The sequence below is a fragment of the Psychrobacter sp. AT9 genome (genome assembly GCF_047272965.1).
In the GTDB taxonomy this organism is placed as follows: domain Bacteria; phylum Pseudomonadota; class Gammaproteobacteria; order Pseudomonadales; family Moraxellaceae; genus Psychrobacter; species Psychrobacter glaciei.
In genome coordinates this window covers 253651-279428 of the sequence record NZ_JBKOTW010000001.1, presented here as the reverse complement: position 1 = coordinate 279428, position 25778 = coordinate 253651, and the positions used below count along the sequence as shown (strand labels likewise).

The 25778-nt window shown below is 44.0% G+C and carries 22 protein-coding genes and 4 tRNA genes; 14 read left to right on the top strand and 12 right to left on the bottom strand.

The genetic code is table 11. The features are described 5' to 3' along the window. Window positions 1–129: 129 nt before the first annotated feature. Complete coding sequence (locus tag ACMFL8_RS01170; protein ID WP_413189861.1) at window positions 130–1794, top strand: AMP-binding protein; 1665 nt, start codon at window positions 130–132, stop codon at window positions 1792–1794. 126 nt (window positions 1795–1920) lie between these two features. Here the strand turns inward: ACMFL8_RS01170 and ACMFL8_RS01165 are convergent, their stop codons facing one another. The 4 genes from ACMFL8_RS01165 to hemA form a co-directional block, all read right to left on the bottom strand. Continuing rightward, the gene (locus ACMFL8_RS01165; protein WP_413189860.1) at window positions 1921–2340 is read right to left on the bottom strand and encodes a DUF6691 family protein; all 420 of its coding nucleotides are present in this window, start codon (window positions 2338–2340) and stop codon (window positions 1921–1923) included. A 72-nt stretch (window positions 2341–2412) separates the two neighbouring features. Continuing rightward, entirely contained in the window at window positions 2413–2850 is a 438-nt protein-coding gene (locus tag ACMFL8_RS01160; protein ID WP_413189859.1) for a YeeE/YedE family protein, read from the bottom strand. 265 nt (window positions 2851–3115) lie between these two features. Beyond that, the gene (locus ACMFL8_RS01155; RefSeq protein WP_413189858.1) at window positions 3116–4252 is read right to left on the bottom strand and encodes an aminotransferase class V-fold PLP-dependent enzyme; all 1137 of its coding nucleotides are present in this window, start codon (window positions 4250–4252) and stop codon (window positions 3116–3118) included. A gap of 390 nt (window positions 4253–4642) precedes the next feature. Further along, the gene (gene hemA / locus ACMFL8_RS01150) at window positions 4643–6034 is read right to left on the bottom strand and encodes a glutamyl-tRNA reductase (RefSeq protein ID WP_413189857.1); all 1392 of its coding nucleotides are present in this window, start codon (window positions 6032–6034) and stop codon (window positions 4643–4645) included. 537 nt (window positions 6035–6571) lie between these two features. Between hemA and ACMFL8_RS01145 the strand changes: the two genes are divergently transcribed. The 11 genes from ACMFL8_RS01145 to ACMFL8_RS01095 all read left to right on the top strand — a co-directional run bounded on the left by ACMFL8_RS01145 (window position 6572) and on the right by ACMFL8_RS01095 (window position 16037). Beyond that, window positions 6572–8392, top strand: coding sequence for a tetratricopeptide repeat protein (locus tag ACMFL8_RS01145; RefSeq protein WP_413189856.1), 1821 nt, complete (start codon window positions 6572–6574; stop codon window positions 8390–8392). Between the two features lie 180 nt (window positions 8393–8572). Continuing rightward, the gene (lolB, locus tag ACMFL8_RS01140) at window positions 8573–9217 is read left to right on the top strand and encodes a lipoprotein insertase outer membrane protein LolB (RefSeq protein WP_194620683.1); all 645 of its coding nucleotides are present in this window, start codon (window positions 8573–8575) and stop codon (window positions 9215–9217) included. A gap of 74 nt (window positions 9218–9291) precedes the next feature. After that, window positions 9292–10236: a 4-(cytidine 5'-diphospho)-2-C-methyl-D-erythritol kinase gene (ispE, locus tag ACMFL8_RS01135; protein ID WP_413189855.1), complete on the top strand. Its 945-nt coding sequence runs from the start codon at window positions 9292–9294 to the stop codon at window positions 10234–10236. A 77-nt stretch (window positions 10237–10313) separates the two neighbouring features. After that, entirely contained in the window at window positions 10314–10793 is a 480-nt protein-coding gene (locus tag ACMFL8_RS01130) for a hypothetical protein (RefSeq protein WP_413189854.1), read from the top strand. A gap of 214 nt (window positions 10794–11007) precedes the next feature. Beyond that, a tRNA-Gln gene (locus ACMFL8_RS01125) sits at window positions 11008–11083 on the top strand. Window positions 11084–11325: 242 nt separating this feature from the next. Next, window positions 11326–11401, top strand: a tRNA-Gln gene (locus ACMFL8_RS01120). A gap of 110 nt (window positions 11402–11511) precedes the next feature. Then, window positions 11512–12459 (top strand): ribose-phosphate pyrophosphokinase, encoded by a 948-nt coding sequence (locus ACMFL8_RS01115; protein ID WP_010196062.1) that lies wholly within the window; start codon window positions 11512–11514, stop codon window positions 12457–12459. A 429-nt stretch (window positions 12460–12888) separates the two neighbouring features. Continuing rightward, window positions 12889–13578, top strand: a complete 690-nt coding sequence (locus ACMFL8_RS01110) for a 50S ribosomal protein L25/general stress protein Ctc (RefSeq protein WP_194620680.1) — start codon at window positions 12889–12891, stop codon at window positions 13576–13578. 205 nt (window positions 13579–13783) lie between these two features. Next, entirely contained in the window at window positions 13784–14365 is a 582-nt protein-coding gene (pth, locus tag ACMFL8_RS01105; RefSeq protein WP_010196065.1) for an aminoacyl-tRNA hydrolase, read from the top strand. 100 nt (window positions 14366–14465) lie between these two features. Then, window positions 14466–14846, top strand: a complete 381-nt coding sequence (gene panD / locus ACMFL8_RS01100) for an aspartate 1-decarboxylase (protein ID WP_010196068.1) — start codon at window positions 14466–14468, stop codon at window positions 14844–14846. A gap of 210 nt (window positions 14847–15056) precedes the next feature. Next, window positions 15057–16037: a calcium/sodium antiporter gene (locus ACMFL8_RS01095; RefSeq protein WP_010196070.1), complete on the top strand. Its 981-nt coding sequence runs from the start codon at window positions 15057–15059 to the stop codon at window positions 16035–16037. Between the two features lie 42 nt (window positions 16038–16079). Here ACMFL8_RS01095 and ACMFL8_RS01090 read toward each other — a convergent pair whose 3' ends face one another. From ACMFL8_RS01090 to ACMFL8_RS01080, 3 genes are all read right to left on the bottom strand, one after another. After that, a complete protein-coding gene (locus ACMFL8_RS01090) occupies window positions 16080–16733 on the bottom strand; it encodes an RDD family protein (RefSeq protein ID WP_194620678.1) in 654 nt (217 codons plus the stop codon). Between the two features lie 262 nt (window positions 16734–16995). Further along, window positions 16996–17072: transfer RNA gene (locus tag ACMFL8_RS01085), tRNA-Arg, on the bottom strand. A gap of 176 nt (window positions 17073–17248) precedes the next feature. Then, a tRNA-Ser gene (locus ACMFL8_RS01080) sits at window positions 17249–17338 on the bottom strand. Between the two features lie 453 nt (window positions 17339–17791). Here ACMFL8_RS01080 and ACMFL8_RS01075 point away from each other — a divergent pair. Further along, the gene (locus ACMFL8_RS01075; RefSeq protein WP_194620677.1) at window positions 17792–18598 is read left to right on the top strand and encodes a hydroxymethylpyrimidine/phosphomethylpyrimidine kinase; all 807 of its coding nucleotides are present in this window, start codon (window positions 17792–17794) and stop codon (window positions 18596–18598) included. 81 nt (window positions 18599–18679) lie between these two features. On the opposite strand, the gene ACMFL8_RS01070 is transcribed toward ACMFL8_RS01075, so the two are convergent. The 5 genes from ACMFL8_RS01070 to ppx all read right to left on the bottom strand — a co-directional run bounded on the left by ACMFL8_RS01070 (window position 18680) and on the right by ppx (window position 24849). After that, the gene (locus ACMFL8_RS01070; protein ID WP_010196074.1) at window positions 18680–19249 is read right to left on the bottom strand and encodes a YggT family protein; all 570 of its coding nucleotides are present in this window, start codon (window positions 19247–19249) and stop codon (window positions 18680–18682) included. Between the two features lie 135 nt (window positions 19250–19384). Then, window positions 19385–20215 (bottom strand): pyrroline-5-carboxylate reductase, encoded by an 831-nt coding sequence (gene proC / locus ACMFL8_RS01065; protein WP_194620676.1) that lies wholly within the window; start codon window positions 20213–20215, stop codon window positions 19385–19387. 176 nt (window positions 20216–20391) lie between these two features. Further along, window positions 20392–21957 carry a tRNA lysidine(34) synthetase TilS gene (gene tilS, locus ACMFL8_RS01060; protein ID WP_413189853.1) on the bottom strand — a complete coding sequence of 522 codons (1566 nt, stop codon included), beginning with the start codon at window positions 21955–21957 and terminating at the stop codon, window positions 20392–20394. 363 nt (window positions 21958–22320) lie between these two features. Further along, window positions 22321–23124, bottom strand: a complete 804-nt coding sequence (locus ACMFL8_RS01055; RefSeq protein WP_413189852.1) for an acetyl-CoA carboxylase carboxyltransferase subunit alpha — start codon at window positions 23122–23124, stop codon at window positions 22321–22323. A gap of 198 nt (window positions 23125–23322) precedes the next feature. Further along, window positions 23323–24849 (bottom strand): exopolyphosphatase, encoded by a 1527-nt coding sequence (gene ppx, locus ACMFL8_RS01050; protein ID WP_210540854.1) that lies wholly within the window; start codon window positions 24847–24849, stop codon window positions 23323–23325. A 390-nt stretch (window positions 24850–25239) separates the two neighbouring features. Here ppx and ACMFL8_RS01045 point away from each other — a divergent pair, with 390 nt between their 5' ends. Continuing rightward, entirely contained in the window at window positions 25240–25671 is a 432-nt protein-coding gene (locus ACMFL8_RS01045; RefSeq protein ID WP_227679679.1) for a DUF962 domain-containing protein, read from the top strand. Window positions 25672–25778 lie beyond the last annotated feature (107 nt).

Below are 25778 nucleotides of genomic sequence, written 5' to 3'. Positions count from 1 at the left end.
GGTTAAGTAAAAACCACAAAATCAGCCTAACTTCGCCACGCCTTTGGCTATAATAAAGGCTAATTATCAATAGAAAAACCCTGAGCTATAAAAATAGCCAAACTCAAAGTACGATAAAGGACTATCTCCATGACTGACTTTCACACAGGTCTCGGCAAAACCCCTGCCAATTATCAACCGCTGACTCCCATCGATTTTATCATTCGCAGTGCACAAGTTTATCCTGACAAAACTGCGATCATTTATGATGATCTAGAGCACAATGACCTCACGCAGACTTGGCAACAGACCTACGATCGTTGCAGGCAGTTGTCGGATAGCTTACGTAAACTGGGTATTGATAAAAATGATACCGTCGCGGTCATGATGCCTAACACCCCAGCGATGGTCGAATGTGCTTTTGGCGTGCCCATGTCAGGCGGTGTGCTTTGTACCTTAAACACCCGTCTCGATATCAATGCGCTTACCTTTTGCTTGCAGCACTCAGAAGCCAAAGTGTTGATTTTAGACAGTGAGTTTGCTGATTATGCTGAGATTATCGATGAGACTTTTCCTAACCTAATCGTCATTCATGCGACAGACAACGCTATCGATGTCGAGCGCTTTGGAAAAATGAGCTATGAAGCATTGATTGCCAGCTCAGACAGCTTAGATAACTGGGAAAAGCCAGCAGATGAATGGGACGCAATTGCGCTGAACTATACGTCTGGCACCACGGGCAAGCCCAAAGGCGTGGTCTATCATCATCGCGGTGCGACTCTCAATGCAATCTCTAATATTTTAGATTGGGACATGCCCAAGCACCCAATGTATCTGTGGACACTGCCATTATTTCATTGCAATGGCTGGTGCTTTCCGTGGACGATCGCTGAGCGCGCTGGGGTCAATATCTGCTTGCGAAACATTGATGCTGATTTGATATTGCAGTTGATTGCCAAGCATCAAGTCAGCCATTATTGTTCAGCGCCTGTGGTACACAATATGATTGCGGGCGGCAAACCTGAGTATAAAAAAGCCATCAATCATACGGTCAAAGGCTGGGTCGCTGGTGCGCCGCCATCTGAGACCATGCTCGCAGCCATGGAAGCGATGGGCTTTCACATCTCTCACGTTTATGGTCTCACTGAAGTCTATGGACCCGTCACCGTCTGCGCAGAACAAGAAGAATGGGATACGCTTGATGTCGCTGGCCGCGCGCAGAAAAAATCCCGTCAAGGGGTGACGTCGCATTTGATGACGGGATTTGACGTGTTCAAACAAGGCACGACTGAACCCGTTGCCGCTGATGGTGAGGAAATGGGCGAGTTGGCACTGCGCGGTAACATGGTCATGAAAGGCTACCTAAAGAGCCGTAAAGCGACCGAAGAAGCCTTTGCTGATGGTTGGTTCCGTACGGGTGATTTGGGCGTCAAATACCCTGATGGCTATATCAAAATCATGGATAGGCTCAAAGACATCATCATCTCAGGTGGGGAAAACATTTCTAGCATCGAAGTCGAAAACGTCTTATATAAAATGCCTGAAATCCAAAGCTGTGCTGTCGTCGCCGCGCCACATGATAAATGGGGTGAAGTACCCGTCGCCTTTATCGAAATCCATGAAGGTAGCACCTTGCAGCGCGATACAGTCACAGAACATTGCAAGCAGCACTTAGCGGGCTTTAAAGTGCCCAAGTATATCGTTTTTGCCGAAATTCCAAAGACCAGTACGGGTAAAGTACAGAAATTTGAGCTGCGCCAAGCCGCCAAATCACTGGCGCATGAGACGCCTAAAGTAACAGCCAGCACCAAGTAAGCTTTTATCATTAAGCTTGAATAATATGGAAGCATCGTTAATATTAATGAAACATCATTGATAAAAAAGGGTCAGCCTAATTGAATTAGGCTGACCCTTTTATTGAGCTCAAAAACCAAGCCCATGTTAATTAAGTTTAGGTTCAAGCCATTGATACACCAGCATGCCTACTATCATCGCTGGGATAAAGACATACGCTTGCCATTGTCCCGTCCCAAGCAGCACGATACCGGGTCCTGGACAAATACCGACCAAGCCCCAACCGATACCAAACAGCATTGCGCCGATAAGCAGTTTTTTATTAATGACGGTTTTATTTGGCATCTCAATCAATGTGCCAATCCAGCTGGTCTGTTGGCGCTTAGCCAGTTGTACGCCGACTATCGCTACTGCAAGACCACCGCCCATCACCAGTGCGAGTGAAATATCCCACGCACCAAAGACGTCCAAAAATCCCTGCACTTTAACAGGCTCGGTCATACCAGATATCAATAACCCAAGGCCAAATAATAATCCAGCCAGTAATCCAATTATATTTTTTAGCATGGTTGTGTCTCGCTATTCTCTTCTATTTATAGTATCAAGCACTGCCTTCGTAACGTGCTGTCTATGCCACTGTTAGATCAAGCCCAAGCTATGCCGACCAATATAGACAGTCACAATACCAAACAACATAAAAGTCACCGTCGCTGCCATAGAACGTGGTGACAGACGCGCATTACCGCAGATACCATGACCACTCGTGCAACCAGAGCCCAAACGCGTGCCGAAACCAACCAGTAATCCCGCCCCAATTAATAATGGCAAAGAAGTACTCATCTCTATATCAGGTAATGGTCTTCCCAGACCATATAGTATCGGCGAGACAACCATGCCAACTATGAACAATACCTGCCACATCTCTACTTGCTTGGGTTTAAGCAGATTTGAGAAAATACCACTGACACCAGCGATACGCCCAATACCTAATAGCAGAATAACTGTCGCTACACCCAGTATCAGACCACCCACTAAGGAGATAGGCGTAAATGCTTGCCAGTCTATTTGTATATTCATAATATTTACCTAGCTTGCTTGTTTTCTTAGTTGCTTAATTCATCGATAAGAGAACAACTCATATGACAACTTTCGATTTATTAAAAAACATTATATTATAAAATATAATAAAAAGGTAAAAAAATACTGAACCTATTGTTATAAAGGCTCAGTATTTTTAAATTAAACAGATTTCATTTTGAGTAGCAAGGAAAGCGAGCATCAGTGCTACTTCAAATAGATAAAGCAAATTTGGCATAGCCAATCATACTTTTTATGGCGAGTATTATTTCGCCAATACTTTATCAAGCGCGGTTTCAAAACGCGTTACCGCGCCATCAATATCCGTCAATTTATCTAGACCAAACAAACCCAAACGGAAGGTTTTAAAGTTTTCTGGCTCACCAACTTTTAATGGTACACCAGCGGCGATTTGCAAGCCCGCTTCAGCAAAAGCGCTACCTTTATGCATGTCATCACGCTCAGTATAAGCCACGACCACACCTGGCGCTTTAAAGCCTTCAGCGGCAACACTTTCGACGCCTTTGTCTTCCATTACCTTACGGACACGGTTACCAAGCTCCCACTGTGCGTCAGACAGTTTAGCAAAGCCCACTTCTTTGGCCTCATTAATAGTATCGCGGAACTGACGCAGGCCATCGGTTGGCATGGTCGCATGATAAGCATGACCGCCATTTTCGTAGGCACGCATGATGTTTAACCATTGCTTAAGATCGAGGCTAAAGCTATCAGATTCTGTATCATCGACTTTTTTGACAGCTGCATCACTTAGCATCACCAAACCAGCACAAGGCGTACTGCTCCAGCCTTTTTGCGGCGCGCTGATAAGCACGTCAATGCCCAGCTCTTTCATATCCAACCAAACGCAACCTGAGGCGATGCAATCGATGACCAATAAGCCACCTACGCTATGGACGGCTTCGCTCAATGCTTTGATATAGTCATCTGGTAGAATAATACCAGCTGAGGTTTCGACGTGCGGAGCAAAGACAATGGCTGGTTTTTGTTCTTTGATTTTTGCTATAGCAACATCGATATCGACTGGTGCAAACGGCTTTGGCGCATCAGTGTCTTCTGTACGATCAGCGGTCAATACCGTCGATGACTTAGCAATATTGCCTTTTTCTAGGATTTGCGTCCAGCGGTAGCTAAACCAACCGTTTCGGATAATCAGACAATCTTCATCCTTTGCCAATTGACGCGCGACAGCTTCCATCCCATAAGTGCCAGAACCCGGCACAATAGCAACGGCATCAGCATTATAGACTGACTTTAGCTCGCTAGATAAATCGTTCATTACTTGTTGAAAGACTTTAGACATATGGTTGAGAGCGCGGTCAGTGTAAACCACTGAATATTCTAATAGGCCATTTGGATCAATATCTTGACGTAATGCAGTCATGGAACGCTCCTAGTTTATGGTTAGATAATTTGATGGCGCTTAAGTCTCAGTACAGCCATATCCAAATATGGATACAGCCTAGGTACTAATATCGGATAAGAAACCAGAAAACGACGTAAGGCTGACAATATTGTACTTTAGCCTAGAGCGTGTCCTCAATCTGAACGGAAGCGACTAAATGGGCTAAAAATGAATATTGATAAAGCCTATAAACCCTAAGCCAATATATTCATAGCCACACGCTTAGCGAACACCAGTACGGTATCTTAATCCAAACCATTTAGTTAATGAGAACTTGATATTAGCACCGATACCGAGGGTTGACAACGATACGCCTAGGCAATGATATGACTTGCACTGTTGACTGTTTATTGGTAAATGAGGGGCTCATCAGCGTCCACGATTGGCATCTTTTAGTCCTGAGACGACAAAGTCTAACAATTCACTGTCCCCTTCGCGTGCCGCTTTACGCATCAGCTTGGATGGCGCATGGGTCAAGGTTTGGGTTAAACGTCTCGACAGCTCGGCTATGATATCTTCAGGGCTCGCACCCTCAGCGTTAAGCTTAGCAATAGACTCATTAAGCAGCTTATCTACTTGGTCATGAGTACGCTCACGATACTGTTGAATGTCTTTGCCGACTTGGCGCACTTGAAAACGTCGATCCATTTCGACGACCAATTGGCTAACGAGTAGCTCAGCGTCTACTGCTGCTTGACGACGCTGTTCAATATTACCCGCTATCACATGTTGCAAGTCGTCGACAGAATATAAATACACGTCATCTATGCGGCTCACAGTCGAATCGATATCACGTGGCACCGCCAAATCTATCATCAGCATTGGCTGATAACGACGACGTTTTAGCGCCTGCAAGGTCATGGTTTTATCTATTAATAAATCCATACTACCGCTACAGCTACTGACAATATCGGCTTCCGCCAACACTTGCGGCAACGCTTGTAAAGTTCTGACTTCCACTTGTCGTCCGGGTTTGCGTAGCTCAGCCGCTAGAGCCTCAGCACGCTCAGGGTTGCGGTTACAAATAATCACCCGTCCCACCCCAAGCCCCGCAATATGAGTGGCAACCAAACGATTCATCTCACCAGCGGCAACCACCAACAAAGTACGATTGGGCAAATCATCAAAAATTTGCGTGACCAATTTGGCCGCAGCAAAGCTGAGCGATACGGCTTGAGCGCCAACCTTGGTTTCATTACGTACCCGTTTGGCAGCAGCGAATACCTGATCGACGATCCAACCTAGCTGATTGCTTAATACTTTTTGTTCTTGCGCCATATGTACGGAGCGCTTGATTTGACCCAGTATTTGCGGCTCACCCAATATCATAGAGTCCAGCCCAGCAGCAACCCTCAACCAATGAGTCAAGGCGTGAGTATCACGATGCACATATAGATATGGGTCAATCTCGGTGAGCGACAGTTGCTTAAAATCAGCCAGCCAAGTTTTAATCTTCACGATATGGGCGCTGATGGCCGCTGATGAGATATTGGTGCTGAGCGCAGCATTGCTAGTATTGCTGCTAAAAGACGGCGAGGTAACGTCGGTAACCGTGGGCGACGCTACTGCTTGCTGAGACAAAGTCTGCGGAACGAGGGCATAAATCTCCGTACGGTTGCACGTAGAGACAATCACGCTACCATCGGTAAAGGCCTCTAACTGCTCAAGGGCGATAGCCACATCCTCACCCACAAGCGCCAAGCGCTCTCGTAGAGCGACTGGTGCGGTTTTGTGATTGACCCCAATGACCACTAATCTCATTATTGATAGACCATAAATATAACGCTCACTTGCCAGCCAAGCGTACTCGCCGTTTGCCAAAGGCAGTTTTTATAAAAAAGCAGTTTTTATAAATTGGAAAAGCAGTGTTTAGCAAACAGCGCTTAAAGGAAAACCTAAAACCGCTTATTATATCATTATTGCTGGCTTTATTTAACACTCGACCACCTGTGGTGACTATTTGCTTGTATCTGGGCGCATGAGTAACAAATCAACTACCTGATAGATTTTTTGGACGAATAATTGAGTAACACGGGCGCTATTGTTTATCACCTCAATCTCCTTTTATAATGTCGATCATGGGTACTGGCTGCCGATGTCTATTTTAAAATCATCAGGATAAAATTGCCTTATTAATGGGTAAACAATAGGTGTACACTGCTATTTATGATTTTTTTTGAGTCATCATTTCGATCACAACTTGTGCATAACGATCAATCTAGCCTTCGCGCTTTATTACACGTCATTATTGAACGTCTATGCCAACGTTATAAGCTAACACTATCGTTGGCCATTTGTTTGTGCCTAGCCTCACCCGCTCAGGCCAATCCGCTCGACCCATCAGACATTCATAATGCCACTAATAATCAATCCTCATTAAGCCAGCCTTCAGTCGCAATGATGAATACAGATGCGACTAATCGTAATACATTTTCCAATGAACCAACACAGAACGAGTCAACAACGACAATAACAAGTGTGGCGAATGTAAATAGCTTACCACCGACGATTGCCGCACAACCAACGCTGACCGAGCCAAGCTTGTATGCGCTTTTGGATGCAGAGTTTTCGGCTGACCGCAATGACAGACGCCGGGCGGTGATGATTTATAAGCAGCAATCTTTTAAAGAAGATGCGACGGCAGTGTTTGAGAGAGCGCTTAGCTTATCTTTGCGTAATGAGAGTGTCGAAGCTTCCTTACAATTTGCCAAAACGTGGCAAGATCAAAATCCTGATCATGTCCCCGCATGGTTTTATGTGGCACATTTGGCCTTGCGCGCGCACGATTATCTGTTGGCAGGTGAAACCTTAAATCGCATCTTGCGTTATGACCCTCGGGCAGACTTAAGCGAAATCCTTATCGGCATTTATCCCAATACCGATAATGACAAACGAGAATTACTTGCTGCCCTACAGCCCCTTGATAGTGAACAAAATGCCTCGCTGTCGGTGTTAAAGGCAGGCTTGCTCTACCAATTTAACGAACCTGAAATTGCCATCGTCCATATCAATCGCGCGCTAGAGCGTCAACCTGACTATGTGCCTTTTATCACCTTAAAAGCAGATATATTGCGCAAAATAGAAAAGCCTGAAATGGTGATTAATTATGTTAGCCAATCACGTCTGCGTAATCCTGATAGCAAAAGCTTGTACCTATATGAGATTCGTTACTTACTGGATTTGAAACAAAGCGAGCAAGCGTGGCAGCTATTACTAGAGGCGCACAATCGCTTTGCTGATGATGCCGAGATCACCTTATTGGCCGCACTGGTCAGCTTGGACATCGAAGAGTATCCTAGTGCCGATCGCCTACTCAATATGCTGGCAAAAAGTCCTGCTTACCTTGACCAAGCCTATTATTACCTCGGTATCAGTGCCGAGCGCCAGCAACGCTTTGATCAAGCGAAATACTATCTCAATGGTGTTATGCAAGAAGATTTAGTGCTAGAAGCACGCAAAAAAGTCGTCGCTTTTGAGTTGATTAATGATGACGTAGATGCAGCCATCGCTACTTTAGAAAAACTACGCAAAGAATTTAACGTCTTTGCGCCTGATACTTATGTGTTACAAGCCGATATTTTATGGCAACAGAATGAGCCAGAGGAAGCGCTGCGGTTGTTGACGCGGGCAGCGCGCAAGTATCCTAATAGTGAGATGTTACTGTTTGCCCGTGCTCAGCTGTTAGATGATAAAGCCGACTACGTGGTCAAACGCACCTTGCTCAATCACTTGCAAGCGCTCGATCCTAACAATCTCTCTTATCAGCTCAGTTACGCCCAATTATTGCTCTCCAATGAGCGCAGCTCTGAGCAAGGGTTGGCGCTAGCGACAGCGATCATCCAAATTCGCTATGATGACCCACGTTACGATAACGAGCTACATCTGCAAGCATTGAATATCTTGGCAGGCAATGCCTTGGCCAACGAAGACTACCGCCAAGTGATCAATTACCTGCAAACCCCTTACGATGTCTTACCCACTCTACGTTCAGGGACACTATTGTTGCGTGCTTATCAAGGCCTAGGGGATAATGACAAAGTCGACGCCTTGCTCGCCGATCTACAGCAGCGCTTCTCATTTGGGCAACACAATGTTAATGACCGCATACAACTGTATTAATGACAGCTGGCGTCATTTTTAAGCGATATTTTGTATAATAAATAAGTCATAACCATTGCGCAAGCTATCAAAACCCAAGTTATCAAAGCTACAAGGCTCTTATAAGAAGCTAACAGCGACGTATAAATGGGTAACAAATTCAGCTTAAGCTATTATCTTTGTTAATTTTGAGGAAGCATCATGTCAGTATCACAAACAATCCCTTTTCAAGCCAAAAAACTCAGTCTATTGACGGCTTTGACAGCAGCCATTTTGGTGACGACTGGTTGTCAATCATTAAAAACCACCAGCGGCACAAACCAACCTAGTAGCACCGTACAGGGACAAAGTGGCCAGCAGCCACAAAAGCTTGAGAGCTTCAATATCACTGGCAAAATTGGCGTTACGACACCTGCTAATGATACTAACGGTGCTCAAGGCGGCAGTGCCTTTTACGCATGGGGACAACAAAACGACCGCTTTGCGATTGAGTTGATTGGTGCACTCGGGATTGGTAAAACCAACATTGAATACAATGGTCAAACAGCAACGCTAGTCAGCGAAAAAACTGGTACATTGACCGCTGACGATCCTGAAACCTTGCTCAAAAAAGCCACTGGCTGGCAAGCACCAATCTCACAAATGCCGTATTGGGTATCTGGTCGCCCAGCGCCTTCCGACACCGCCCCTACCCTTGACAATCAAAATCGTTTGATTAGCTCAGTTAATGGTGAGTGGAATGCTAGCTTTACCTATAAAGGCAACGATAAGCTGCCTAGTAAAATCAGCGCTGCACAATCACAAGGCAATAAAGTCGTCATGACGATTGATCATCAAAATCGTTAAAGCATTGAAATATTGAGACATTTAAACGTTGAAATGTTAAAACATCCATAAATCAAATGGCGATGCAAAATAATATGAGCGCTAAAACGACCATCACTCGCTTGTCCCCAGCAAAAATCAATTTGTTTTTGCAAATTACTGGTAAGCGTGCTGATGGCTATCATGATTTGCAAACCGTGTTTCGCTTGCTTGATTGGGGCGATTATTTGCATTTTTCAGTCACAGATGATGCCGTCATTTCTACGGCTGATAATCGGTTAGATGCCAATAAACTTTGTCTTCAACTGCTGACCTTAACTGGCGCAGATGCAATAACTGCCAGTATAGATGACAATTTGATTTTTAAAGCCGCACGCGCATTGCTAGCATTTGCCATAGAATCAACCAAATTACCTAAGCAATTAGCGTCAGTGCAAATTACTTTAGACAAGCATCTACCGATGGGTGCAGGCTTGGGCGGTGGTTCTTCCAATGCCGCGACGACGCTACTAACATTAAATGAGATTTGGCAGCTTAATTTAACGTGTGATGAGCTGATAAAAATCGGTGCTAAAGTGGGTGCCGACGTACCAATATTTATCTTTGGGCAAGATGCGATTGCGATGGGCATTGGCGAGGAGCTGACAGCGATTGATTTGCCTGTGCAGCAGTATTTAGTGCTAACGCCAAACGCGCATGTGAATACCGCCAAACTGTTCGCCCATCCTAAATTACAGCGCGATATTACGCCACTATCAATTGAGACGATTAAAAATCAGTTCAATGACTATACTCAACGTTTGAATGTGCCTTATCACAATGTCTTTACGCCAGTGGTGATGAGCCTCGCACCTGCTGTTAGAGAGGCATTGGATTATTTGCAAGGGTTAGAGGCGCAAGCACTAGGCACAGCACGCATGACCGGCTCTGGTAGCGCAGTGTTTTTGCCATTGGATGCAAGCGTTGCTACTGACAAAACACTTCTAGCAAAGTGGGTTGCGGAAGCTCCTTGTGCGGCATATATAGTTGGGAGTTTATAACTGCGCAAGTTTTTATAGATAGATGAAAAGGTAAGAGCCGCAAATACTATCAAGCCTAAAGCATTTAAGAGCAAAATATGATCACTCTCGGAAATACAGAAACTATTGCTTTTAAAATACACGAAATGGAAAAACCATTCATAATGATGGATATTATTGTGAACTCAGTAAACATCAGTTATCAAGATAATAATTATTATGCGTTTCCACTTGTTAACAATATTAAGAAAGAAATAGAACTTATTACTGATGGCGAATTTCACCTAAATAAAAGCTTGATCAATAAACCACTAAGCAAGCTACACGATATTTTTTATGAAACTGAAACTGGAGTTTACGATAGCAGTAGTGAGAAAACTAACTTTTTGTTCTATGACTTATCTACTAACAAATCTCTATTTTACGTTTACCAAGAAGATGAATGTCTGATATTTTTTGGGAAATTTTTTGATAGTAATAATACTATCACTTCAAGAATAAAGAAAAGTGAGTTCTTAGCTACATTGCTAAAGCTGTTGCATACAGTTGAGTCTTACGCTGCTCCTCGGAACATATAAGACTACTTTGGAAATTCTGTACCAGACACGCTAGTCTCAAGCTCACTAATATAGCCCTACGAGAGAATATCAGTAAGGCATCAATCCTTATTACCGACTTTCACCATATACCTATCGAAATCATACCGTCCTTGATGAATTAAGAATAAATAGCAGAAAAAGCCGCAAATGACTTGCAAAATCTGAAAATTTACTTATAATAGGTCGCCTCAATAGGGGTATAGCCAAGTTGGTAAGGCATCAGGTTTTGATCCTGACATCCGTTGGTTCGAGTCCAGCTACCCCTACCATTTTTTAGTACGAAGCGTTCGATAGACACTGATTATAATTGGTATTATAAATACTCACTTATTTTGATTGTCATTGACAACGTTATCCCAGTTTCGGTATAGTTCGCAATGGACACCGCTAGGGAAAAAGTTGTTTTTTAGACGGTTTAATCGTTTATCAGATAACTAACAGGTGATGACATCATTCTAAGAATAACTAGTAGTTACTATTAGATATCAGATGTTCATAGCCTAGACATTACAGGGGTATAGCCAAGTTGGTAAGGCATCAGGTTTTGATCCTGACATCCGTTGGTTCGAGTCCAGCTACCCCTACCATTTTTTACTGTAATAGTAGTCTCCAATCATTTTCACCACTCTTTTCTGAATTTGAGCAGTTTGACACTGCTTAGCGGTCGCTGCTTGAGTCAATCAATAGGACTTCTGTCATGCCTTATTTGGCGATTTTTACGGGCAATGCCCACCCAGAATTAGCAAAAACCGTAGCCGATCACCTTCATATACCTCTTGGTAAAGCTGACATCACGCGTTTTTCTGATGGCGAAATTGCCGTGGAAATCAAAGAACACGTACGTGGTAAAGATGTGTTTATCATGCAGCCTACTTGTGCACCGACCAATGACAACTTGATGGAAATCATGATGATGGCTGACGCTTTGCGTCGCTCTAGTGCTGGCCGTATCACAGCTGTTATGCCTTATTTCGGCTATGCCCGCCAAGACCGTCGTCCTCGTTCAGCTCGCGTACCTATTTCGGCTAAAGTCGTCGCTGACATGTTAAACATCGTTAGTATCGATCGCGTCATGACCGTTGATTTGCATTCAGATCAGATTCAAGGCTTCTTTGATATTCCAGTTGACAACATCTACGGTACGCCCGTACTACTCAACGACCTCAAAAAACAAGACTATGACAATATCATGGTGGTTTCACCTGACGTTGGCGGTGTGGTACGTGCGCGTGCGATGGCCAAGCAATTGGGCGATACCGACATGGCGATTATTGATAAACGCCGTGCCCGTGCCAATGAATCACAAGTGATGCATATCATCGGTGATGTTCGTGACCGTGATTGCGTGATCGTTGATGATATGGTCGATACTGCAGGCACATTGTGTAAAGCGGCTGAAGCATTAAAAGCAAACGGTGCGCGTCGCGTCTTAGCTTACATTACTCACCCTGTTCTATCGGGTAATGCGCTGAAAAACATCAGCGAATCTGCGCTAGACGAAGTCGTCGTTACCGATACAATTCCGTTATCGGCTGAAGCTAAAGCATGTAGCAAAATTCGTCAGGTCAGTATTGCCCCAATGCTTGCTGAAAGCTTACGTCGTATTAACAACGAAGAATCTATTAGCGCAATGTTTGATGCCTAATTTTAAACCGTTATTGCAGTGATTTTGATAGTAAGCACTGTGACCACGAAGCCCTAATAGCAAAAAATAGAGCGTCAAGCATCATTACTTGGCGCTTTTTTTTAGGTAAGCCTTTTGTCTAGGTCTTTATTATCACAACAAAACCACGTATAATGCGCGCCTGTGCCGACCATTTGTCTTATCTAAAGTGGTCGATATTACCAAAAGTGCTGATCACGCTGATAAGTAATGACTTTTATGCTCACCATAATGACTTTTATGATCATTATGGTGATAAAAATCCTTGCTATGAGCGAATGGTTTAAGAGGCTGATTGTTAGTTATTATTAATTATTAGCCATCTTAGCTATCATCACGTCTTAGTGGATCGGTCGCAAATCCACTTTTTATGACCAGACACTTTTTCATTCTTTTTATAGGATTATATCCATGAGCATTAACCATTTTGAGCTAAACGCAGTTGATCGTTCTGCTGAACAACAAGGTAAAGGTGCGAGCCGCCGCCTACGTAAGCAGAATCTAGTTCCTGCTATTATTTATGGTGGCAACGAAGAGCCTACCTCTATCTCTATCAAAATCAATGAGTTGGTAAAATCGCTTGAATTTGAAGCGTTCTTCTCACACATTTTGACCATCAATGTTGACGGCGTAGAGCATCAAGCTGTTATCAAAGATTTGCAACGTCACCCAGCTAAAGGCTTCCCAATGCATGCTGACTTCCAGCGCATTGTGAAAGGTCAAAAAATCCACATGAATGTTCCTGTGCATTTCACTGGTCGTGAAGATGCGCCTGGTACTGCTGCTGCTGGTGTACTATCAACGCTAGTATCTGACATCGAAATCATCTGCCTACCATCACTACTTCCTGAGTATCTAGAAGTAGACGTATCTGGTATGGAAATCGGTGATTTGTTCCGTCTATCAGACATCAAACTTCCTGAAGGCGTTGTCATTCATGAGCTTGAGCTAGAAGATGGCCATGACCGTACTATCGTTAACATGCAGCCACCAACGGTTGAAGAAGTTGACGAAGATGCTGAAGATGTTGATGCAGCTGACGTACCAGCCACTGAGCAAGATGCTGACGGCGAAACTGAAGACAAGAAAGACGGCGAATAATAAACCACCACTATGTAGCGACTTATCGTATGCTACGTAGAAAAGGTTTGTTTAGTCAAAAAAACAGCAGGTGATAAATATCTCCTGCTGTTTTTGTCCGTAAGGTTTGAAAATTAGGACAACTTTTATGTAGGCTAAATATTATAGAGTCGTCTTACTTTTCAAACCTTATCACTCATTTATTAAATTTAAGCAGGGTGTTTTTATGGCCATAAAACTTATTGTCGGTCTTGGTAATCCCGGTCAGCAGTATATGTTTACGCGTCATAATGCAGGATTTTGGTTCGTCCATCATTTAGCGCAGCAGTTTAATATCACGCTCGCCCCTGACAAAAAGTTTCACGGGGTAACAGGACGCGGGCAAATTCATGGGCACGATGTTCGTCTTTTGATGCCGCTGACTTTTATGAATAAATCTGGTCAGTCGGTGGTACCCATGATCAATTTTTATGGCATCCACAATGATGAATTGTTGATCGCCCATGATGAGCTCGATATCCCCGCTGGTAGTATCAAGCTCAAAACCGATGGTGGTCATGGTGGTCATAATGGTCTGCGTGATATCACGCCTCACATCGGTAATGATTTTCATCGCCTACGTGTGGGTATCGGTCACCCTGGTCACAAATCTAAAGTCAGTGGGCATGTCCTTTCTAAAGCGTCTCCCGATGAGCAAATTGCCATTGATAGCGCATTAACTGCTGCCTTTGAGGCCTTGCCGTTACTGCTAGGTGGTGATGTCGAAAAAGCACGTTCACAAATTAATGGCTTTAAATTACCTGAATAATATAGTGGCTCTATTATAATGGCCTTTTATTTTGGCAGCTTTGTCCCCATTAACCTTTTGATTTAGTTATTTAATATCAGTTACGCTAAGGAAGCAACCTATGCTACTTAATATGCTTAAATGCAAATTACACCGTGCTCGCGTTACCCATGCCGAGCTTCATTATGAAGGCTCATGTGGTATCGATGGTGATCTGTTAGATCTTGCTGGTCTACGTGAAAATGAATCTATCGATATCTATAATGTGACCAATGGCAAGCGCTTTCGCACCTACGCTATTCGTGCTGAAGCAGGCTCTGGTATTATCTCGCTAAATGGTGCTGCGGCGCATATGGCAGATTTGGGTGATATCGTCATCATTTGTGCTTATGCGCATTTTGATGAAGTTGAAGCCTCAACGTATCAGCCAAAACTGGTCTATTGTAATGAAGACAACACCGTAAAAGACACGGCAAATATCATTCCAGTACAAGTGGCTTAAGAAAATCACTTCAAATTTTGTTACATAAAGTATGGGTAAATACGTCATCATACAGTTGCTGTTGTTGTCAAAATCCCATTAAAATACTTGTACTTATATCGAAGCTGAATCCAGATTGTGATTCAGCTTTTTTTTATGCCATTTTTATATGATGTAAGCTTATTCAACATCCAATATCTATTTTTTATCCCTAACGAAGGAGTTATCTACATGTGGTTGGCAGTCATTGCAATTTTGATTGGTCTAGCAATTTTGGTTTGGAGCGCTGATGTTTTTATTGATGGAGCGACCGCTTTAGCCATTAAGTTACGCATGCCAAGTTTTTTGATTGGCGTGATTATATTGGGGGTAGGCACATCCGCACCTGAGATGGTCGTCTCCGTGTTAGCCGCACTAGAAGGCAGCCCTGAGCTGGCATTAGGTAATGCTTATGGCTCTAATATCATCAATATTGCTTTGGTATTGGGTGCAACCGTATTGATTAGCCCTATTATCATTCATAAAGGTGTCATAAAGCGCGATCTACCGATACTGGTAGTGATTACCGCATTGGCAGCATGGCAACTGCGTGACGGGCTGCTGAGCTTAACTGACGGGTTAGTATTATTAGGAATGCTAGTGCTCGTCTTAGGGATTCAAATCGTGCTGAGCTTACGCGAAGGCAAATCAAATGACGCAGATGCTATTACAGAAAGTTTGAGCGACACAGAGCACAATCATCCTAGCTTGATGCGTGGGTTAGGCAGTTTACTGATTGGCTTGTCAATGCTGGTGGCAAGCTCGCAAGCCATTGTCTGGGGTGCGGTAGAGTTGGCAACGTTTTGGGGCTTAAGCGAGCTAATTATCGGCTTAACCATCGTTGCGGTTGGTACATCGCTGCCTGAATTGGTCGCCAGCTTGTCAGCAGCGCGTAAAGGCGAGCATGACATGGCCTTGGGCAATATCATTGGCTCTAATATCTTTAATACCTTAGGCGTCGTTGGTTTGGCCGCCCTCATCGCCCCCATCACTGCCAATCCGATTATCTTATCGCGTGATATTTTAGCGATGGGGTTGATCACTCTATTACTCGTGGTATTGTGTGTTTTTGCCTTTATGACCAAGCGTCCATTTGGTCGTATATCTGGCGCGACCTTAGTCATGTTTTTCGTCGGCTATACTTTATGGCTGATGCAGACAGCCAATATGTAACGCTTAAAGTGTGTTGACAGACTATGGCGATGATAATGCGGTTTATTTTCCTTGCTTGCGGTTTCTAATGACTCGCCATAGTCCTTCATTCTCTGTTTTTGGCATTTTTAACGTGATAGTATTTGATAGCATATCTTGCACCGCGAGACCACGCGGGTTGAAGAAGCAAAAAGCATAATTAAAGATAAAGCCCAAAAAAGCACTGGTTAATAAGATAGCCCGCGAGCCATCGATGACACTACCAATGATGCCAAATATGAGTGGCATGATAAAGGCGGCTAAAATGCGCTTAAAGGACTGACCCCACGTCAGTAAATGACCGCTATTATTGACCGTTTTTAAGCGCCACGTCTGCATGCCTAACGTCTGCCCACCGCGACGCCAAAATATCCCGTAGAACCCCACCAGCGTCAGTATAAAAGACGGCGTCATAATGAAGTTTTGATACCATGTCGGCAGCGACTGCGCTTGTGAAGACTCGCTACCCGTCTCCATAGTCATAAGTGTGCCAATCACCGTCAGCAAAGTCCCTACCAAAAATAACAACGCTAAAATCAACATCCCATCATAAAGGATCGCTGCCATACGAGTGCTAGGTTTGGCAATCGTTGGTTCTTCAATTTCAGAGGCGCGAGGCATGGAGGTTTTTGGTGGCAATTTGGCTTTATTAGCCGCTTTTGACGACGATTTTGACATGATACAAGCCCATAGCAAGCGAAAAATAGAGCGTTCATTGTACCGTAATTCAGGCACTTATCGTATATTATGATGAGAGAAGACGTCAGATGCAAAAGACTGTTTATTCAAATTTAGAGGGAGGATAACAAGTAGGACATGGCTTTATAATATAAATAGTAGTTTTATAAAAACTGTAGACATAAAAAAACCGCCAAATTGTCATAAGACAGGCGATTATTTTAATGTCTCTTTAACTGGGTTAAAGAAGTGATAATGCAAATGGTGCGCTTGGAGAGATTCGAACTCCCGACCCCTTAGTTCGTAGCCAAGTGCTCTATCCAACTGAGCTACAAGCGCGTACTTTGCACATCATTCACTACGCAGTAAATAACTTTGTAGTAAATTAGGTTGGTCATTATATAGATAATATCGCTTGTGTCAACATCTTTATTTATTAAAATCAAATTACTTTTTAAATGATAAAAAATCAACCACTACTTTTTGCGATACTACTCTAAAAACAACACTATAAATGGAGGTGAAGGAGGGATTCGAACCCTCGATACGCGCAAACGTATGGTTCCTTAGCAGGGAACTGGTTTCAGCCACTCACCCACTTCACCAAACGATGTAAGACTTTTTAAGTTCTAAAAAATAGTATTATTGCTGATAATACGTCTTATCCCGTGGGCGAGTATTATAGCAAAGCCGAAACGAATTGCAAGCGTTGTCTACAGATTTAATGCGATTTTTATCATATTTATTTGTTTACATCGCCTTATATCCTTTTGAACGACCAAAGTACCAGAATAATCAGTAAAATTGAGGTTTAGAGCAGTCAGCCTAATCTGATACCATTCACAAAAATTAGAGTAGCAAGGAAAACGATTGTAAGTGCTACGCATTGTAGACTAAACGAGTTTGACACCGCTAATCGTACTTTTTGGGTTCGGTATGCGTTGTTATCGATTGGTGGATTGACCGTCTATACACAATCTCTAACCTGCTATGGCTTTTTTAGTAGTGGGTGTCTATAGTATTTGTTACTCATTTTAGATTATGTCAAAGGAAGTATTATGCGACCAGTAGTACTGTGTTTTTCAGGATTGGATCCCTCAGGCGGTGCTGGATTACAAGCAGACATCGAAGCCATTGGTCAAGCAGGTGGTCATGCTGCCATTGCTTGTACGGCCATTACCATACAAAGCTCGCAGCAAGTTTTTAGTTTTGAAGCTTGTAGCGCTGAATTAGTCAGAAATCAAGCTATGGCAGTGCTCGATGATTTGCCAGTAAAGGTGATCAAATCGGGCATGCTCGGCACTACGGATAATATAAAAATGATGACTAGATTATTCGCTAATAAAGTTATCAAGAAACACACCTCTTTTGTACTGGACCCAGTATTGGTTGCCAATAGTGGTGGCAGCTTAGGTGACGAGCAGACGTTGGTCGCCGCTTTCAAGAAGCTGCTGCCCTATGCCACTCTAATTACCCCAAACACTCATGAACTGCGAGCCTTGAGTGGTGAGCAAGACTTGCATACAGCTGCGAAAAAACTGTGCGCACAAGGGTCTTATGCCGTATTGGTCAAAACCTCACACGATTTTGATAGCGGTGATATCGAGCAATATCTATATATACAAGGTGACATGGTGCATAAAAGCACTTTACCACGCCTAACAGGTGAATTTCATGGCTCTGGCTGCTCGCTGGCTAGCTTTATCGCTGGACGGTTAGCGATGGGAGACGTGCTTATCGATGCGGTCAAGGCAGCCGATAGCTGGATTACACAAACCTTGCGTGCGGCTGATGCTCCGCACCCTGATGATAGCCAAGCCCAATTGATACCCAATCGTTTTATAGACTTTCAGAATAATCTATAAACGATAAATAAAAAAAGACGCTCTATATTAATAGAGCGTCTTTTTTAGCGAATCTTTTCTTAGCTTTCTGTCTTTATTTTACTAGCCCAACATCGGCATAAAGCTCGCTGCCAAACCACCAATGAGCATTTCGAGCAGAATAAAAGCAAAAAAGGCGACCATAGGTGACAAGTCAAGCATGCCTAAGTTTGGTGTGATACGGCGAAAGGGCGCTAAGATTGGCTCAGCCAAGTTAATGATGATGCCAATAATAGGATGCTCAGATTTAGTGAACACAACAATCCAGCTCACAATAATAGAGCCGATGACCAAATAGCGACACATGCGTAAAAAGTCTAATATCAAGCTGATGGTACCCGTAAAAAATAGCGGGACAGGTGCGATGCCTTTATGGGTCAACGCGGCTTTACCAGAGATATCAATCAGGCGTATCAAAAACATCAGCACGATGGCGGCAATACTGATACGACCTTGCCCGACAGTTGGGAAAATACGCCCAAACACATCGACGATATGGGTCGCTTTGTAAGCCGGAGCAATCATCGGATTGCTGGCATCCATCCCTGCAAATTGCAGCATAAAACGGATGAAGACCAACATCATAGCGAAGGTGGTGACCAAATCAAAAATTTGAAACAACAGGTTGTTCATGAATTGCTACTCAATGGGCTTGTACGCTAATAACAACAAAATTAATAAAAGACGAATAATCGAGACCAGTATTAACCATTTATGATGACAGCCACTCACGAAGAAGTGGCTGGTTGTATCTGGTGGCTATTGGTATTATTTCATCTCTTCGCTAAGCGCTTGGCTACGGTCATAACAAGCTTGCATGGCTTCACCGATTTGGCGACCAATCTCATTGGCTTGCATTGATTCTACCGCAGCTTGAGTCGTACCGTTCGGTGACGTGACTTTGCGGCGTAGCTCAGCAGGCGCATCATCACTATCCATCGCCATTTTTGCCGCGCCTAGCATGGTTTGCATGGCCAATGCTGAGGCTTGTTCTTTATCTAAACCTAAAGCAACTGCCCCATCGACCATCGATTCGATGATATAAAACATATACGCTGGTGCTGACCCTGACACAGCGGTGACTGCATGCATATGCTCTTCCTCATCAACCCACATGACCAGACCAGACGCTTCCATCACCGCGGTTGCTAACTGCTTTTGTTCTGCAGAGATATCATCCGTACCATACAGACCGGTCGCACCCATCTGAATCATGGCAGGTGTATTTGGCATCGCGCGTACGATATTACTATATCCACCCAGCATGCCTGACAAAATATCCGTCGACAAACCTGCCGCGACCGAAATCACCAATTGCTTGTCTAACACATCGGCAAAAGCGCTCACGACCGGTTTCATCACTTGCGGTTTTACTGCCAGTACCACAATGTCAGCACCGATAATAGCAGCAGTTGCATCCACAGTGGGGTCAACCGTATTCAACCCTTTAGCAGCCAGTTGCTCTCGAGCCTCGCTACTAGGATCAGCAACGGTAATTAAACTCGGTTTGATACCGCAGCTCACAAGCCCGCTAATCAAAGCCTGCGCCATATTTCCGCCGCCGATGAAGCTGATTTTCTTATTATCTAATACTGACATACATGTCTCCTACTCAAAAAATTCAAAGGTAATCAAAGTAACATAATGGCATTTAAAATGACACTCAGTTTACCATACTGCTACTACGACCGTTTGATAAATTCAAAGTACCCGTTATGCTCGTTATGCTGTCGCGCTTGATGCTCTCGTTACATTAGAATGAACTCAGTAAGTATTCAGACTCTCTTATTTAGGCTGAGATTACTCTCAATATATTTTGCCAACTGATTGTCGTCGAAATGAATACCTGACTTATCAGTCCCTAGCACCCAACTTTCAAATGGTGATACTAGCAATAACGGCAATTCTTCATTTTTATGAATACACATTACACTAACCACTATTAAACTCTCACGTAGCCATGATGGAATGCCCAACGTTTGATACAGTTTTTTTCCTAATTGTGGGCGCGATGCCAATGCAGTCTGTAAGCGCTGCTTGCGATCTAATGCTGTTATCTTCACTACTGTCTGTAACGCATGCTCATCTTCCGTATTGTCTAATAACTGTGCCAATGCCTGAGGTGATATCTGCAACTGCCAAGTAAAGTCGGTGCTCATTCGTAAATGAATCGGTGCCAAATTATTCTCAGATAAGCCATTGCTAGGAATGTTGGACAGATTGGCATGGGCTAACGTTTGGGTTTGTTCATTAAGCGGCATGTTAAGCCATGCCAACCAATCATTGCTTAGACGATAAAGCTGCTGCCGATAACGACGAATAGTATAAGACTGCTTACGACCTTGCCAAAACAGTTCCGTTTGGTGATTATTATCATTCCGCTCAGCTAATCTTAGGACATCATCGACTAGCTGCTTAGCGGGCGGTAATGGCTCATCTTGACCTAGCCAATCGTGCAATAATTGGCGTTGGCGATAAAAAGGTAGTTTCTGTAGCTCATCAATATTTAGCACACGCTGCGCAGGTGGTAACTGTAGCGAACTAATAGCTGTGCGATGCATGTCTTTTGCTGATTGAACGCTGACAGTCGCTTGCGCATCGCTTAGTAGCTGCGCACTACGAGCAATGTTATCAATGACGTTGGGATTATATTTTGTCAGTGCTGGCATGACATCACGGCGCAGTCCGCTACGTACATTGTCGCCAGCGTCATTGGTCGGGTCGTCGATATAGGGCAATTTCAAGCGTTGGGCATAAGCACTGATAGTGGCTCGTCGCACAGTGAGCCAAGGCCGCCATAATGTCATACGATGTGTGCCCTGCGTTTGGATGCGCCACGGCTGTATGCCTGAGAGCCCATTCACCCCAGCGCCCTGAATTAACCGCATTAATATCGTTTCAGCTTGGTCATCAGCATGATGCGCTAATAGCAACACATCATCTTGATTGAGTTGCGCTCGCATGACACCGTAGCGTGCTTGCCGTGCAGCTTGTTCATCATGCCCGTTTACTTGTACCTGTAAAATGCGACAAGGTATCTGCTGCGCTTGCGCCCAGTTAGCGACATGCACAGCCCAATGCTGACTATCGGCTTGCAAACCATGATTAACATGTAACAGCTGCGGCAAACATGGCAATTTACCTTGGTGATAGAGTTGCACACACAATGCCGCCAGTGCCAATGAATCGCGCCCGCCACTACAAGCCAGCCAAAGTCGTCGACCATGCAGCTGCTCACCGTACTCAGCCAAACTGGTCAATAACGCCTCAGCCAAATGAGTATCAATTGGCAGCTCAGCTATCGGCTCAATAGGATATGGAAGGATTGCACTGCTGGTCATAATTCATCTTATTTATTAAGTTGCTATAGTCAAAATATCCTAGAAACGCAACGGTATTGCTGATATCAATTTTTTGTCGCCTCTGTCTGCGCAGGCACAGCAAGCAAGAAAAATTGATATCAGCAGTGCGTGATGGTTCGATATTACTTTGCACTGACTATATATACATTATTAATGCAGAAGTTAGTTGGCACAAAAAAACGCGCCATAGAATGACGCGTTTTTATTTTAGCACTTTTTGTTTTAACATTAAGGATAACTATTTAATATCAAAAGCTGAGCCTTAAATACTTAATAGGTGCTCAATAATAAATTGACCTCACTCTAAACAAGCCCAATCCAAAAAAGCACAATGTCAGCCTATTAAGCAGGCAACATCACTTCTGAGTTGAAAGACTTTAGCTTCTCATAGCGCAGCTCGCAACGCTCATGCGCATCTAAATCCTTAAGCTCATCTAACTGCTCAGCAATGAGTGCTTTCAATGCAATCATGACTGGCTGTGGCTGAACATGAGCACCTTCGCCCTCTTCGATGACAGCATCAATCAAGCCCATTTGATATAAATTAATCGCATTTAACTTTAAGGCTTCACTGGCATCTTGTGCTTTTTCGGCCGTTTTCCACAAGATAGAGGCACAGCCTTCCGGAGAGATAACTGAGTAAATACTGTTTTGCAGCATATTTACCTTATCACCCACACCAATCGCTAATGCACCACCTGAACCACCTTCACCGATAATGGTCACGATAATAGGTACTTTTAAGCTAGAAAAAACCGCAATACTCTCAGCAATGGCTTGCGCTTGTCCACGCTCTTCCGCGCCGATACCAGGGTACGCGCCTTGAGTATCAACAAAGGTCATCACGGGAATATTAAAACGCTCCGCCATTTTTACCAAGCGAATGACTTTGCGATAGCCTTCAGGATTGGCCATACCAAAGTTATGGGCGATACGCTCGCGAGTACTGCGACCGCGATGTTGACCAATCACCATTACTGGCATACCGTCAAAGCGCGCAAGCCCGCCCAAGATGGCTTTATCATCAGCAAACGCACGGTCGCCGTGCAGCTCATCAAATTCGGTAAACAGCTGATTAACATAGTCCATAAATAATGGACGCTTGGCGTGCCGTGCAAGCTGCACACTATCCCAGACAGTGCTCATAGACCTTTCCCTTTAATAATTATATTTAACAATAGCATCGTTATCGGTTTGTAGATAATAAAAGTACAGTTGTAAACTCAATAGAAGCTATAGTAGCACATCTTAAATGGCATGACATTACTGACAAAGCCGCTTTTGTTACGTTGATCTGTAGCTTACTCATCACAATAGTAACGACTCAATGCTAGCGCTCAGCACTTATGCCTCGACCACGCTTAACGTCACGCCCCATTTAGCAAACTGCTCGACCTCATTATGCAAATCTGATAATAAGAACGCATAATGCTCATTGTTATCGGTCACTGTGATTTGCCAGCAGTTGGTATCAATGACTTGAAGCTGCAACGTTGGTAGTTCGTTATCGCTACGACTGTGATGCGCGAGTACTGCTAACCGTAACAATAAGCAGAGATAAACCAGCGAATCACCGCCAATGGTACAAGTCTGCTCTAACATATCCGACTTGAGCTTGCGACGATGATTGAGCATCAGCTGCGCCATACGCTTTTGATCTACTTGTGAAAACCCGGGAATATCTGAGTGTTCAAGCAAGTAAGCGCTGTGTTTGTGGTAGCTGCTATGGCTAATCGCCAATCCTATCTCATGTAAAAACGCCGCTCGCCTGAGCAAATCGCCATCGTCGCTACTGAGTGATAGCTTCGCCTTCACTTGCTCAAACAGATTACGACTGGTTTTTACCACCTGCTTGGCTTGTTTTTTATCCCCTGAGTAGCGTTTAATCAGCGCGAGCACACTACGGTCACGCACATCTTCACTAGCAAAGCGCCCGAGCATGTCATACATGACGCCTTCGCGTAACGCGCCATCCGAATAGGTCATGGTCTCAATACCCAGCACTTTCATGACTGCACGTAGCACTGCCACGCCTGCGGGAAAGACGGCCTTGCGATGCTCCTTAACCCCTTCAAGCTCAATATCATTGACATTGCCAATCTTAATCAATAATTTTTCTAGCTTTTTGACGCCTTTATAAGTAATGCGTTCTTGCTCATCCGCCCAGCCTTTAGAGACAAGCACGTTACGCACTGCTTTAATTGTGCCACTAGAGCCAACCACGCTGCTCCAGCCTGTCTTTTGATAGCGCCCGTTAATCGCCAATACTTCTTTGCGTGCGCCTGATATGGCATTGTTAAACGCTTCTTTGGTAATCTGCCCGTCATCAAAATATCTTTTGGTAAAGGCAACGCAGCCCATTTGTAAGCTTTCGGTCAATAGCGGGTCAAACTCTTGACCAATGATGAACTCGGTCGAACCACCGCCGATATCGACGACCAAACGCTTATCACTACTGGCATTGGTGTGTGACACGCCCAAATAAATCAAACGTGCCTCTTCTCGTCCAGCGATGATTTCAATCGGCTTGGGCAAGATTTTATTGGCACGGGTAATAAAGTCATTCGCATTCTTAGCTTGTCGCAAGGCATTGGTCGCCACCACACGGATGCGCTCGGCAGGCACCGAATCGAGTCGAGCCACAAACCGACTTAAGCACTCAAGTCCGCGCTGCTCAGCTGCCGCCTCCAAGATATTATTTTTATCCAATCCTGCCGCCAACTGCACCTTTTCAGACATGGAAACCACTTTTCGTACCTCACCATGATCGAGACGCGCAATGGCCAAATGAAAGCTGTTCGAACCAATATCAATGGCTGCCATCATTTCATCTTCGGCGATTGGTGGGTTTGCTAGATAGTCATTAGGCATAGGAGATATCGTTACCGTGTTAGATAAAAAGGATAGGATATTTGCTGAAATATATGAAAATTGCTCTATGAATAGCTTATATCACTGAACGAATCACAGCGAGTTTCGCCATTAAAGCATTTATGCCAAACACTGGCAAGTAAGACGCACACTTGGCTAAAGCCTCGCACCAGCACAGACAAGTAGAGCACATTTGGCGCTTGTGTTAACCAGGGTGATTTGCTACATTAAAAACCATAAATATTATAATAAAGAACAAGCACTTACTTATCCATTCTAATTTTCTATTAAACCAATCCGTGCTCATCGCATAGTAAAACCGTTCGGCTTTGGTAACAAAAAGCGTCATGGACGGATGATTAATAAATAACCCGCAAGGAAGCGACGACAATGAATCAAACCACCAATCACACACTGCATGGCAATCAAACACAGCATAGCAATAAAACAGCAAATGCTCAGACAAACAGCCAAGTGAACCATGACATAATAAAAGCTGCCACGCCCACTGAGCAGAAGTTTTACGATTTCTACTTAGAAGAACATCAAAATATGGCGTGCCGACGACTGCATTTCGCAGGCAGCAGCTTTGGCTTATTGGGCTTGGCAAAGTCGGTCAAAACCCGTTCGCCCAAACCGTTACTCAAAGGTATTGCCGCAGGATATGCTTGTGCGTGGGTGGGTCATTTTTTCTTTGAAAAAAACAAACCAGCCTCTTTTAAATTTCCGTTAAAGAGCTTCGCCAGCGACTTCCGAATGTATAGCGATGTGGTACGCGGCAACTTAAGCTTGAGAGATCGCAAGTTTGATAAATCACGATAAAACTCAATCGTTATATACAGCACGCATTAAAAAACTGGGCTGCTAAAAATAGCAGCCCAGTTTTTTATTCGTTTTAAAAGCTTCATTGATGTCAGGTCATTTTCATC

Bases quoted from the DNA above. Each gene is read 5' to 3' on its own strand.
- ACMFL8_RS01170 (WP_413189861.1), top strand. From the start codon at position 130: ATGACTGACTTTCACACAGGTCTCGGCAAAACCCCTGCCAATTATCAA.
- ACMFL8_RS01090 (WP_194620678.1), bottom strand. From the start codon at position 16,733: ATGTCAAAATCGTCGTCAAAAGCGGCTAATAAAGCCAAATTGCCACCA.
- ACMFL8_RS01155 (WP_413189858.1), bottom strand. From the start codon at position 4,252: ATGACTGCATTACGTCAAGATATTGATCCAAATGGCCTATTAGAATAT.
- lolB (WP_194620683.1), top strand. From the start codon at position 8,573: ATGTCAGTATCACAAACAATCCCTTTTCAAGCCAAAAAACTCAGTCTA.
- hemA (WP_413189857.1), bottom strand. From the start codon at position 6,034: ATGAGATTAGTGGTCATTGGGGTCAATCACAAAACCGCACCAGTCGCT.
- ACMFL8_RS01055 (WP_413189852.1), bottom strand. From the start codon at position 23,124: ATGAGCACTGTCTGGGATAGTGTGCAGCTTGCACGGCACGCCAAGCGT.
- ACMFL8_RS01075 (WP_194620677.1), top strand. From the start codon at position 17,792: ATGCGACCAGTAGTACTGTGTTTTTCAGGATTGGATCCCTCAGGCGGT.
- ACMFL8_RS01045 (WP_227679679.1), top strand. From the start codon at position 25,240: ATGAATCAAACCACCAATCACACACTGCATGGCAATCAAACACAGCAT.
- ppx (WP_210540854.1), bottom strand. From the start codon at position 24,849: ATGCCTAATGACTATCTAGCAAACCCACCAATCGCCGAAGATGAAATG.
- ACMFL8_RS01130 (WP_413189854.1), top strand. From the start codon at position 10,314: ATGATCACTCTCGGAAATACAGAAACTATTGCTTTTAAAATACACGAA.
- panD (WP_010196068.1), top strand. From the start codon at position 14,466: ATGCTACTTAATATGCTTAAATGCAAATTACACCGTGCTCGCGTTACC.
- proC (WP_194620676.1), bottom strand. From the start codon at position 20,215: ATGTCAGTATTAGATAATAAGAAAATCAGCTTCATCGGCGGCGGAAAT.
- ACMFL8_RS01095 (WP_010196070.1), top strand. From the start codon at position 15,057: ATGTGGTTGGCAGTCATTGCAATTTTGATTGGTCTAGCAATTTTGGTT.
- ispE (WP_413189855.1), top strand. From the start codon at position 9,292: ATGAGCGCTAAAACGACCATCACTCGCTTGTCCCCAGCAAAAATCAAT.
- ACMFL8_RS01165 (WP_413189860.1), bottom strand. From the start codon at position 2,340: ATGCTAAAAAATATAATTGGATTACTGGCTGGATTATTATTTGGCCTT.
- ACMFL8_RS01110 (WP_194620680.1), top strand. From the start codon at position 12,889: ATGAGCATTAACCATTTTGAGCTAAACGCAGTTGATCGTTCTGCTGAA.
- ACMFL8_RS01115 (WP_010196062.1), top strand. From the start codon at position 11,512: ATGCCTTATTTGGCGATTTTTACGGGCAATGCCCACCCAGAATTAGCA.
- ACMFL8_RS01160 (WP_413189859.1), bottom strand. From the start codon at position 2,850: ATGAATATACAAATAGACTGGCAAGCATTTACGCCTATCTCCTTAGTG.
- ACMFL8_RS01070 (WP_010196074.1), bottom strand. From the start codon at position 19,249: ATGAACAACCTGTTGTTTCAAATTTTTGATTTGGTCACCACCTTCGCT.
- pth (WP_010196065.1), top strand. From the start codon at position 13,784: ATGGCCATAAAACTTATTGTCGGTCTTGGTAATCCCGGTCAGCAGTAT.
- tilS (WP_413189853.1), bottom strand. From the start codon at position 21,957: ATGACCAGCAGTGCAATCCTTCCATATCCTATTGAGCCGATAGCTGAG.